1 protein-coding gene is annotated in these 13,259 nt (G+C 72.2%); it reads left to right on the top strand.

Annotated features, from left to right (window positions below; translation table 11 throughout):
* A partial coding sequence (locus ACIPUC_RS37120; RefSeq protein WP_446594849.1) for an SDR family NAD(P)-dependent oxidoreductase occupies positions 1–13,259 on the top strand: 13,259 nt, incomplete at both ends.

Below are 13,259 nucleotides of genomic sequence, written 5' to 3'. Positions count from 1 at the left end.
GAGGAGTTCTGGGAGCTGTTGTCCTCGGGCGGGGACGCGATCGAGGGGTTCCCGTCGCGGTGGGACGGCTGGGACGTGTACGACCCGGATCCGGAGGCCGTGGGCAAGAGCTATGCGCGTACGGGCGGATTCCTGCGGGACGTCGAGGAGTTCGACGCGGGGTTCTTCGGGATCCCGCCGCGTGAGGCGCGGGCGATGGACCCGCAGCAGCGGGTCGTCCTGGAAACCTCCTGGGAAGCCCTCGAACGGGCCGGGTACCCCTCCGAAGCCCTCGAGAACAGCAACACCGGTGTGTACCTGGGCACGATGAACGGCGACTACGGCAGCCTGGGACACGGTCTCGGGGACCAGGACGGATACGTCAACACCGGCAGGGCGAGCAGTGTGCTGTCGGGTCGGGTGTCGTACGCGCTGGGGCTGCGGGGACCGGCCGTGACGGTGGACACGGCGTGCTCCTCGTCGCTGGTGGCCCTGCACCTGGCGGTGACGGCGCTGCGGCAGCGGGAGTGCGACGTCGCGCTGGCCGGCGGCGTGACCGTGATGTCGACGCCCTCGGTGTTCGTGGAGTTCTCCCGGCTGCGGGGCACCGCCGCCGATGGGCGGTGCAAGAGCTTCTCCGCCGATGCCGATGGGGCGGGCTGGTCCGAGGGCTGCGGCGTGCTCGTACTGAAGCGGCTGTCGGCCGCGCAGGCGGCCGGGGACCGGGTACTGGCCGTGATCCGCGGATCGGCCGTCAACCAGGACGGCCGGTCCCAGGGGCTGACCGCTCCGAACGGGCCCTCGCAGCAGCGGGTGATCCGGGAAGCACTGTCGCGTGCGGGCCTGTCCCCCTCGGACGTGGACGCGATCGAGGCACACGGCACCGGGACTCCCTTGGGCGACCCGGTCGAAGCCGGCGCGCTGGCCGAGGTCTTCGGGCCTGAACGGTCCGCGGAGCGGCCGGTATGGCTGGGGTCGTCGAAGTCGAACATCGGTCACGCCCAGGCCGCCGCGGGCGTGGCCGGCGTGATCAAGATGGTGCTCGCGCTGCAGCACGAGCAGCTGCCCCCGAGTCTGCACGCCGAGCGGCCCAGCGAGCACATCGAATGGGAGGGCAGCGGGCTCCGGCTGTTGGGCGAGGCACGCTCCTGGTCGCGGGAGGAGTCCCGGCCGCGGCGCGCGGGTGTGTCGTCGTTCGGCCTGTCCGGGACCAACGCCCATCTGATCCTCGAAGAGGCACCGGCGCGCACGGGATCCCCCGAGGAGCCCGCGGAGGTCTCCGGGCCCGAGGCCGGCGCCGCCACCGGTGGGGTGTTCCCGGTGGTGCTGTCGGGCCGGGACGCGGGCGTGGTGCGGGCGCAGGCCCGGCGCTGGGCCCAGTGGTGGCGCCGGCACCCGGAGGTGTCCCCGGACCGGGTCGCCTCCACGGCCCTGTGGCACCGCAGCTGGTTCGACTGCCGCGGCGCCGTACTGGCCACCACCCGCGAAGAGGCCATCGACCGGCTGGAAGCACTCGCCGAAGGCACCGATGCCATCGGAGTGATCGCTCCCCTCGAGACGCCGGGCGAAGAGGCCCTCCAGGAGGCCGGCCCCGGGGGCGTATGGGTGTTCCCCGGCCAGGGGTCGCAGTGGGAGGGCATGGGCCGGGCCCTGTACGAGCACTCGCCCGCGTTCGCCCAAGCCGTGGCCGCTTGCGATGCGGCCCTGCTGCCCTGGACGGGGTGGTCGGTCACCGAGGTCCTCACCGGGCGGCGGCCGCTGTCCGGGGTGGAGGAAGTACAGCCGGCGCTGTTCACGATGAGCCTCGGCCTGGCCGCGTGGTGGCAGTCCATGGGCATCACCCCGCAGGCCGTGATCGGGCATTCGCAGGGCGAAGTGGCCGCCTCGGTCGTCGCGGGCATCCTCACCGTCGAACAGGGCGCGAAGATCGTCGCCGCCCGCTCGCGGGCCGTGGCCACCTGCCGCGGGCAGGGCGGCATGGCCGTCGTCGAACGCGGCGTGGACTGGATCACCGAACGCCTCACCGGCACCGAACTGTCCGTGGCCGCGGTCAACACCCCGGGATCCACCGTGATCTCCGGAGACGGCGAAGCCCTCGACACCCTCCTCGCCCAGCTGCGGGCCGAGGACGTGTTCGCCCGCCGGGTGCAGGTCGACTACGCCTCCCACAGCGCACACATGGACCCCCTCCTGCCCGCCCTGGCCGATGAACTCGCCGGCCTCCAGCCGGCAGCCGGACGGATCCCGCTCTACTCCACCGTCCACGGCCGCCTCATCCACGGCACCGAAATGAACGCCGACTACTGGTGCGCCAACCTGCGCCGGCCGGTCCGTTTCGACCAGGCCAGCCAGGCGGCCACCGCCGACGGCCACCACACCTGGATCGAGATCAGCCCCCACCCCGTCATGGCCATGGCCCTCGACGAGATCACCCGGCACCACGGGGGAACCACCGTCGCCACCGCCCACCGGGACCAGGCCGACACCACCGACGTCCTCTCCTCATGGGTCCGCGCCGGACTGGCCCGGGGGAACGGGTGGCCGTGGGAGCGCGCGGTGCCGCGGACGCCGGTGGAGACCGCCCTCCCCACCTACGCCTTCGACCGCCGGCGGTACTGGCTGCCCACCCCCGGCGGCACCCCCACCGACCCCTCGGCCTGGGGCGTGGACGGGCTCGACCACCCCTGGCTCACGCTCTCCACCCCCCTGGCCGACGACGACGGCCTCGTCCTCACCGGCAGGCTCGACGCCACCGCACCCGGACAGCGCTGGCTGAGCGACCACAAGGTGTTCGACACCGTGCTCCTGCCCGGCACCGGGATCCTCGACATGGTCCTCACCGCCGCCGAACGCGTGGGCGCCACCGGGATCGACACCCTCACCCTGACCACCCCCCTCGTCCTCCCCGACACCGGCGCGCTGCGCGTCCAGGTCGCGGTCACCGGCACCGACGCCGACGGGTGCCGCCAGGCCACCGTCCACACCCACCCCGACCCCGACACCCACCCCGACACGCCCTGGACCACCCACGCCACCGCCCGCCTCACCCACCGGCCGGCCGGCGACACCGACGACCACGGCTTCCGGGAACTCCGGAGCCGGCCCGTGGCGGGCACCACGGCAGTGGACCTGGACGGGTTCTACGACCGGCTGCGCGAGCGGGGAATCGACTACGGCCCCGCCTTCCAGGGGCTGGTGGAGCTCTCCCGAAACGGCGACACCGCCTACGCCGTGGTCCGCCTGCCCGAGGCCGAGGCCGAGAGCACGGCGGCAGGCGGCTTCGCGGCGCATCCGGCACTGCTGGACGCGGCGCTGCACGCGATCTCCGTGCTGGACGCCGGCACCGGACGGGTGTCGCTCCCCTTCGAGTGGACCGGGGTGGAGCTGTACGCCACCGGGGCGACCGAACTCCGCGTCCGGGTCGAGCGGGACCCCGCGTCATCCGAGGCCCGCCTGTGGATGACGGATGCCCACGGCGATCCGGTGGCCTACGTGGACTCGCTCGTTCTGCGTTCGGCGACCGAACAGCAGCTGCGGCAGCGCACGAGCAACCACCTCTACCGGCTCGACTTCCGGCTTCCCCCCGCGACCCGCGAGGTACCGGCCGAGACCTGGGTCCTCGGCGGCTCCGGTGATCTCGCGCAGGTGATCGGCGGACGGCCCGTCATCGACGTGGACGGGCTGCGCGCCCGGCTCGACGCCGGCGACGAGCCCCCGGCTCGCCTCGTCGTCGACAGCACCGCGCAGGACCCGGGTGATCTGGCGGACGCGGTGCGCACGGCCACCGCCACCGCACTGGACGTGGTGCAGGGTCTGCTGGCCGAGTCCCGGCTGGACGGGACCGAACTGGTCTGGGTGACCCGGGAGGCCGTACCGGCCGAGCCGGGGAAGGGCATCGACGGCCTGGTGCACGCCCCGCTGTGGGGTCTGGTCCGTGCCGCGCGCGCCGAGTACCCGCAGCGGTCGCTGCGCCTGGTGGACACCGGTTCCGGAGCCGAGGACGCCGCCGCGCTCGCCAGGGCCGTGTCCGTCACGGACGAGCCCGAGATCGCGGTACGGGCAGGAGAGATCCGGGTCGCGCGGCTGGTCGCGGTCGAACCGGAGCCGGAAGGCGTCACCGCGGGAACTCCGGCGCCGGAGGGAACGGCACTGATCACCGGAGGAACCGGTGAGCTGGGCAGGGAGCTCGCCCGGCATCTGGTGCGCACCCGTGGCGTCCGGCGTCTCGTACTGACCTCGCGTCAGGGCGAGCGGGCCCCGGGAGCCGCCGGGCTCGCCGCCGAACTCACGGGGGCCGGGGCCGACAGCGTACGGATCGCGGCCTGTGACGTCGCCGACAGGGAAGCCCTCGCCGGTCTGATCGGTTCCATCGACGATCTGGACTCGGTATGGCACCTGGCCGGCGTGCTGGACGACGGATTGCTGCCGGACCAGAACACGGAGCGGCTGGAACGCGTACTCGCCCCGAAGCTGGACGCCGCGCTGCATCTGCACGAACTCACCCGAGAGCACTCGCTGTCCGAGTTCGTCCTGTTCTCATCGCTCGCCGGAGTGTTCGGAAGTGCCGGTCAGAGCACGTACGCCGCGGGCAACGCGTTCCTCGACGCCTTCGCCGTATGGCGTGTGCACGCGGGCCTGCCCGCCAGGAGTCTGTCCTGGGGACTGTGGGAGCAGGCCGGCACGGGGTTGACCGCGCATCTCGGCCAGGCCGAGCTGACCCGGATCCGGCGCATGGGCGTCGAGCCGTTGTCCGTGGATGAGGGGCTGCGGACACTGGACGCGGCACTGGCGACGGGTTCGGGGGGACATCTGGTTCCCGTGCGGCTCGGGCTGGCCTCGTTGCAGCGTGGCACGGACGAGGTGCCGGCGCTGCTTCGCGGCATGGTCAGGACGCGCCTGCGGCGGGCGAACGCTGGTGAGGCCCCATCGGGCCTGCGCGGCAGGCTCGCGGCGCTCACCCCCGACCAGCGGCGGGAGTCGGTCACGCTGCTGGTGCGGTCCGCGGCGGCGAGCGTGCTCGGCCTTCCGGACGAGGACGCGGTGCCGGCACAGCAGGTGCTCAGGGACCTCGGCCTCGATTCGCTGATGGCCGTGGAACTGCGCCGCCGGGTCTCGCAGGAGACCGAGGTTCAGCTGCCCGCGACGCTGGCGTTCGACTACCCGACCCCGGCCCGCATGGCCGAGTTCCTCCTGGAACGGATGGACCTGTCACAGGCGGTGCTGCCCGCCGGGGCTGCCGTCCGGGCTGCGGACGAGGACGACGATCCGGTCGCGATCGTGTCGATGGCGTGCCGGCTGCCGGGCGGGGTGGGGACGCCTGAGGAGTTCTGGGAGCTGTTGTCCTCGGGCGGGGACGCGATCGAGGGGTTCCCGTCGCGGTGGGACGGCTGGGACGTGTACGACCCGGATCCGGAGGCCGTGGGCAAGAGCTATGCGCGTACGGGCGGATTCCTGCGGGACGTCGAGGAGTTCGACGCGGGGTTCTTCGGGATCCCGCCGCGTGAGGCACAGGCGATGGACCCGCAGCAGCGGGTCGTCCTGGAAACCTCCTGGGAAGCCCTCGAACGGGCCGGGTACCCCTCCGAAGCCCTCGAGGGCAGCAACACCGGCGTGTACCTCGGTGCGATGGGGTCGGACTACGACCGTTTCCACAAGCACGACCTGAGTGCGCTCGACGCGTACGGCTCGATGGGCAGCGCCGGCAGCGTGCTGTCGGGCCGGGTCTCGTACGCGCTGGGGTTGCAGGGCCCGGCGGTGACGGTGGACACGGCGTGTTCGTCGTCGCTGGTGGCCCTGCACCTGGCGGTGAACGCGCTTCGCCAGCGCGAGTGCGACATCGCGCTGGCCGGCGGCGTGACGGTGATGTCGACACCGTCCCTGTTCGTGGAGTTCTCCCGGCTGCGGGGCATGGCCGCGGACGGCCGGTGCAAGAGCTTCTCCGCCGACGCGGATGGTGCCGGCTGGTCCGAGGGCTGCGGCGTACTGGTGCTCAAGCGGCTGTCGGCCGCGCAGGCGGCCGGGGACCGGGTGCTGGCCGTGATCCGCGGATCGGCCGTCAACCAGGACGGCCGGTCCCAGGGGCTGACCGCTCCGAACGGGCCCTCGCAGCAGCGGGTGATCCAGCAGGCCCTGTCGCGTGCGGGCCTGTCCCCCTCGGACGTGGACGCGATCGAGGCGCACGGCACCGGTACTCCGCTCGGCGACCCGATCGAGGCGGGCGCGCTGGCGGAGGTCTTCGGTCCGGGTCGTCCCGCGGAACGCCCGGTGTGGCTGGGGTCGTCGAAGTCGAACATCGGTCATGCCCAGGCCGCCTCGGGCGTGATCGGCGTGATGAAGATGGTGCTGGCGCTGCAGCACGAACAGCTGCCCGCGACGCTGCACGCGGAGGAGCCGAGCCCCCACATCGCATGGGAGAACAGCGGGCTCGAGCTGTTGGGCGAGGCACGCTCCTGGCCGCGGGAGGAGTCCCGGGTACGGCGCGCGGGCGTGTCGTCGTTCGGCCTGAGCGGGACCAACGCCCACCTCGTCCTCGAGGAGGCCCCTGCCGTAGGGGCCGTCACCGAGCAGGCGCTGCCGGAGGGCGTGTTCCCGGTGGTGGTGTCGGGCCGGGACGCGGGTGTGGTGCGGGCGCAGGCCCGGCGGTGGGCCGCGTGGTGGCGCCGGCACCCGGAGGTCTCGCTGGACCGGGTGGCGTCCACCGCGCTGTGGCACCGCAGCTGGTTCGACCACCGGGGCGCCGTACTGGCCACCACCCGCGAAGAGGCCATCGACCGGCTGGAAGCACTCGCCGAGGGAACCGACGCGGCCGGCGTGATCGCCCCCGTCGAGGGACTGGGCGAAGAGGCCCTCCAAGGGGCTGGTTCCGGCGGCGTGTGGGTGTTCCCGGGGCAGGGGTCGCAGTGGGAGGGCATGGGCCGGGTCCTGTGTGAGCACTCGCCCGCGTTCGCCCAAGCCGTGGCCGCTTGCGATGCGGCCCTGCTGCCCTGGACGGGGTGGTCGGTCACCGAGGTCCTCACCGGACGGCGGCCGCTGTCCGGGGTGGAGGAAGTACAGCCGGCGCTGTTCACGATGAGCCTCGGCCTGGCCGCGTGGTGGGAGTCCATGGGCATCACCCCGCAGGCCGTGATCGGGCATTCGCAGGGCGAAGTGGCCGCCGCCGTGGTGGCGGGCATCCTCACCGTCGAACAGGGCGCGAAGATCGTGGCCGCCCGCTCCCGGGCCGTGGCCACCTGCCAGGGCCGGGGAGGCATGGCCGTCGTCGAACGCGGCCATGAGTGGATCACCGAACGCCTGGCAGGCACCGGCCTGTCGATCGCCGCGGTCAACACACCCACATCCACGGTGATCTCCGGGGACGGCCACGCCCTGGACACACTGCTGGCCCAGCTGCGGACCGAGGCAGTGTTCGCCCGCCGGGTGCAGGTGGACTACGCCTCCCACAGCGCACACATGGACCCGCTCCTGCCCGCTCTGGCCGAGGAACTGGCCGGCCTGCAACTCCAGGCCGGACGGATCCCGATGTACTCCACCGTCCACGGCCGCACGGTCCAGGACGGCGAGCTGGACGCGGACTACTGGTGCGCCAACCTGCGCCGGCCGGTCCGTTTCGACCAGGCCAGCCAGGCGGCCACCGCCGACGGCCACCACACCTGGATCGAGATCAGCCCCCACCCCGTCATGGCCATGGTCCTCGACGAGATCACCCGGCACCACGGGGGAACCACCGTCGCCACCGCCCACCGGGACCAGGCCGACACCACCGACGTCCTCTCCTCATGGGTCCGCGCCGGACTCGCCCACGCAGACGCATGGCCGTGGCACCGGCTGGTCCGCCGGGCACCGATGGCGAGCGAGTTGCCCACCTATGCCTTTGACCGTCAGCGCTACTGGCTCGCCGCCCACAGCACCACTTCGGCGGATGCCCCGGGTCGGGGCGTGGACGGGGTGGACCACCCGTGGCTCACGCTGTCGACACCGCTGGCCTCCGGCGACGGACTGATCCTCACCGGCACGATCGGTGCAGCCGACGGCGCGCAGGGCTGGCTGGGCGACCACCGCGTGTTCGGCACGGCGCTGATGCCCGGCACCGGGATCCTGGACATGGTCCTCACCGCCGCCGAGCGGGTCGGAGCCGGCACGGTGGACACCCTGACCCTCACCACCCCGCTGGTCCTGCCCGAGACCGGGCCGCTGCGCATCCAGATCGCCGTCACCGGCATCGACGGCAACGGGTACCACCAGGCCACCGTCTACACCCACCCCGACCCCGACGCCCACCCCGGCATACCCTGGACCACCCACGCCACCGCCCAGCTCACCCCCGGCACACCCGTGCGCGACCCCGGATCCGTCGACTGGGCAGCGGTGGTCGAGTCCGCGGAACACGTGTCCCTGGACGGGTTCTACGAGCGCTTCCGCGAGCGCGGACTCGATTACGGCCCCGCGTTCCAGGGCCTCAGCGCCCTGTGGCGACAGGGCAACGAGCTCTACGCCGTCCTTCGCCTTCCGGAGGACCTGCGGCCCGAAGGGTTCGGGATCCACCCTGCCCTCCTGGATGCCGCGCTCCACACGATCCTCACCGCCGAGGAAGCCGACGGCGCCGGTCCGAAGCGCGGGAAGCGGGTCCTGCTGCCGTTCGAGTGGAAGGACGCCCGGCTGTATGCGACCGGGGCGTCGGTCGTGCGGGTGCGCGTACGCCTCGACAGCACGTGCGAGCAGGCCGAGCTGTGTGTGACGGACGAGAACGGGGACCTGGTCGTCACCGCGAGCCTTCGTCTCCGGGAGGCCAGTGCGCAGGGCCTGCGGACGGCGGCGCAGCGGCACCTGTACCGGCTGGAGTTCCAGGAGTGCCTGTCGCCCGCTGCCGAGCCGGCGGACACCGCGATCACCGGTGGCCCCCTCGCGGCCGCGCTCACTCTGCCCGTGGTGGACGCCGAAACCGGTCCGGCTCCTTCTCGTATCGTGGTGGATGCCACGGAAACCACGGGCTCACCCGAGGAATTCACCGCGGCGGCACTGGTCCGTGCGCGTGACATGCTGGCCGATCCACGGCTGGCCGGCACCGAACTCGTCTGGGTGACCCGTCAGGCGGTGTCCGTGGACGAGGGCGAGAGCGTCGACCTGACCTCGGCGCCCCTGTGGGGTCTGCTTCGTGCGGCACGCGCCGAGGGACATCCGGTTCGGCTGGTCGACGTGGACAGGGACGCCGATCCGGACACGGTGCGGGCAGCCCTGACCATCCCCGAGCCGGAGCTGGTGGTCCGCGGCGGTGATGTCCGGGTTCCCCGGCTGGTCCGGTTCTCCCCGCGCGACACGGCACCCGCGGATGGTGGCGCGGCGTCCGCCGCTGACACCCCGGATGCGGAACGGGCCCGGGGCACGGTGCTGATCACCGGCGGCACCGGTGAACTGGGGCGGCAGGTCGCACTGCACCTCGTGAGCGCATGGGGAGTGCGCAAGCTGGTCCTGGCTTCCCGCCGGGGTGACGGAGCGGACGGTTCCGGCGAGCTGGTCGCCGAGCTGACCGCCGCCGGGGCCGACAGCGTGCGCGTGGTGGCCTGCGATGTCACCCGCCGCGACCAGGTGGACGGACTCGTGGAGTCCGTCACGGATCTCATCGGCGTGTGGCATCTGGCCGGCGTACTCGACGACGGGCTGCTCACGGACCAGACCCCGGAGCGTCTGGAACGGGTCTGGGCGCCGAAGGCACGCGCGGCATGGTGGCTGCACGAGCTGACCGCAGACCGCCCACTGACCTGGTTCGTGGTGTTCTCGTCCGCCGCGGGTGTACTCGGAAGCGCTGGGCAGAGCGTCTACGCCGCGGCGAACGCGTTCGCGGACGCGGTCGTGCTCGAGCGGCGCCGGCAGGGACTTCCGGGACTGAGCCTGTCCTGGGGACTGTGGGAGCAGGCCGGTACGGGGCTGACCGCGCACCTCGGCCAGGCGGAACTGGCAAGGATGCGCAGGCAGGGAGTGACCGCGCTGACCAGCGCGCAGGCGCTGGGGGCTCTTGACACCGCCTTGGCCAGCCGGCGAGCGCATCTCGTTCCCCTTCGGATCGATCTGTCCGGGGCCGAGAACGCCCGTTCGCCGCTGCTGCGCGGCAGGACCCGGATACGGAGGCTGGCGGACACCCGGACGGACGGCGTCGACACCGGTTGGTCCGATCTGCCGGAACCGCAGAGAATCCGCGCACTGACCGATCTCGTGCGGCGCGAAGCGGCCGCGGCGCTGGGCCGCTCCGACGAGATCCGCCCCGAGGCGGAGTTCACCGAACTCGGGCTGGACTCCCTGATGGCTGTGGAACTGCGTCGAAGGCTGTCCGCCGAGACCGGACTGTCCCTGCCCGCGACGGCCGTCTTCGATCACCCGACGCCCGCCGGCCTGGCGGAGTACCTGGGCGGCTGCCTGCGAGACCGGGGCGACGACCCGGGTCGTGCGCGCGTGGAACGCGTGGAGCGGCGCGATGTCCATCCGGCGACGGAGGGGCAGCGCAGGCTGTGGTTCCTGGAGCAGATGCGTCCCGGCACGGCCGAGTACAACGTGACGATGCCGGTCCGGGTCCCCGAACCCTTGGACCGCGCGGCGTTCGCCTCCGCCGTCGAGTGCGTGGTGCGGCGGCACGAGGCACTGCGCACGGGCCTGGAGAGCCGCGACGGTGAGCTGGTCCAGGTGGTGTACGAGGAGTTCGACACCCCGCTGCGCTTCGAGGAGGTGGCCGATTCCGAGGAGCTGGCCGACCGGATCCGGGGCGAGGCGCAGACGCCCTTCGACCTGTCCGGCCCCGTGCTGCTGCGCTGCCTGGTGCTGACCGGCGCGGACGAACAGGTGGTCTGCTTCACCCTGCACCACGCGATCGTCGACGCCTGGTCGCTGGTCATGGTGCTGCACGAGTTGTTCGCCGTGTACGGGGAGTTCCGCGCGGGCCTCGTTCCCGACAGCGGGAGCGAGTCGCTCGTGCACCTCGGCGACTACGCCGGCTGGGAGCGGGACTCCATCGAGCAGGGCGCCTTCGAGGCGGGACTCGGCTTCTTCCGGAACGAACTGGCCGGGGTCCCGCGTCTGGAACTGCCCCGGAGCGGCCCGGACTCCGGTGCGGGCAAGGTCGGATTCGCGGTGCCCGACGCTCTTCGGGGCGAGCTGGAGGCCCTCGCCTCCGATGCGGGAGTCACGCTGTACACGGTGCTGGCCGGCGCCTTCGCGGTGCTGCTCGCCCGGTACAGCGACCAGCGGGACTTCGGCATCGGCACGGTGTGGTCCGGGCGCGGACTGTCCGGGACGGCGGAGATCGTCGGTTTCCTCGCCAACACCCTGCCGTTGCGCTGTGATCTCTCCGCTGACCCGAACGTGCCCGATCTGCTGTCGGCGATGAAGTCCCGCGTGCTCGGCGTGATGGAACACCAGAACGTGCCGCTGTCCGAAGTGGTCAAGGCCGTCGGCGCCGAGCGCAACGGCGAGGAGAACCCGTTGTTCCGGGCGGTGTTCAACTACGGCCTGGGTGCGGAGCCGCAGGACGACACGTGGCAGCCGTTCGCCGGGTGCTTCACCGGCAACGTCGCGGGAACCGCCAAGTTCGAGCTGACCATGAGCCTTGCACCGGCCGCTGAGGGACTGCGCGGGGAGCTTGAGTTCCAGTCACACGTACTGGATGAGGAATCCGCACAGCGCATGGTCGCGAACTTCGAGACCCTGCTGAACTCCTTCGTCCGGGACGGCGGTCTGCCGGTCAGCCGGCTGTCCTTGCGCTACCCCGAGGACGAGGGCTGGTTCCGGCGGCGGCACGGCGACGACGCGACGCCGGAGCCGACGCCGGAGCCGGCCGCGCTGCCCGCGCCGCAGCCGGAGCCCGCGGATCCGGCCGCCGGCGATGACCGAGTGTGGGAGACGGTGCTCTCGGCCTGGTCGCAGGTGCTGGAGCTGGAGCCGGCCGAGGTCGACCCGGACAGCGGATTCTTCGATCTGGGCGGAACGTCGTTGACAGCGGTGCGGGTCCACGAGCTGGTCCGCGCCGGCCTGGACATCGAGTTTCCGCTCGCGACGCTGTTCCGCCACTCCACGGTGCGCCAGCTGACCACGTTCCTGCGCGGCGACACCGCTCCTGCGGTGACCGCGGCCACGGCGCCGGCCGCAGAGCGTTCGGACGAGGACGCGGTGGCGATCGTGGGCATCGCCCTGCGCCTGCCGGGCGCGACCGGCCCGGAGCAGTTCTGGGCCAATCTCCGGGGCGGCGTGGAGTCGATCCGCCGCTTCACCGACCAGGAGTTGTCGGACGCCGGGGTGCCCCGCAACGTACTGGAAGATCCCGGGTTCGTCCCGGCCAAGGGCTACGTGGCGGACGCCGACCTCTTCGACGCCGAGTTCTTCGGATACTCGCGGTCCGAAGCGGAGAACATGGATCCGCAGCACCGGCTCTTCCTGGAAACGGCCTGGGAGGGCCTGGAGAACGCCGGCATCCTGCCCGACGCCTTCCCCGGCCGCATCGGAGTCTTCGCCGGCGCCGGATTCGGCGGATACAACAGCGGAAGCGTCCGTGGCGACGAGATCACCGAACTCCACGAGTTCTACCGCAATCTCCTCGGGAACAAGTCCGACTTCGTGTCCACCAGGGTGGCGCACAAGCTGAACCTGCGGGGTCCCGCGCTGACGGTCCAGACGGCGTGCTCCACGGGGCTGGTGGTCGCCCACCTGGCCAGGCAGAGCCTGCTGCGCGGGGAATCCGACGTGGCACTCGTCGGCGCCTCCGCCCTCACCTTCCCCCTCGAGTACGGCTACTACCACCAGGAAGGCTTCGTCTTCTCACCGGACGGTTCCTGTCGTGCGTTCGACGCCGACCGCAAGGGCACCGTGGTGGGCAACGGCGTGGTGGCGGTGGTGCTGCGGCGGCTGTCGGACGCGGTCGAGGCCGGAGACCGGATCTACTCCGTCATCCGCGGCAGCGCCATCAACAACGACGGCTCGGACAAGGTCGGATTCACCGCGCCCAGCGTGAGCGGGCAGGCCACCGTCATCACCGACGCCCTCGCCGACGCCGGACTGTCGCCCGCCGACATCGGCTACGTCGAGGCCCACGGCACGGCCACCGCGATGGGTGACCTCATCGAGATCCAGGCCCTGCAGGAGGTCTTCACCCCCGACCGCGACGAGCCGTGCGCGCTCGGATCGGTGAAGTCCAACATCGGCCACACCGACGTGGCCGCGGGCCTGGCCGGACTGGTCAAGGCAGCCCTCTGCGTCTACCACGGCGAACTGGTACCCACCGTCAACTTCCAGCGCGTCAACCC

Source organism: Streptomyces sp. LARHCF249, assembly GCF_052871255.1.
Note: the sequence above shows the minus strand (reverse complement) of the source record. Positions and strands in the feature narration are given on the sequence as shown.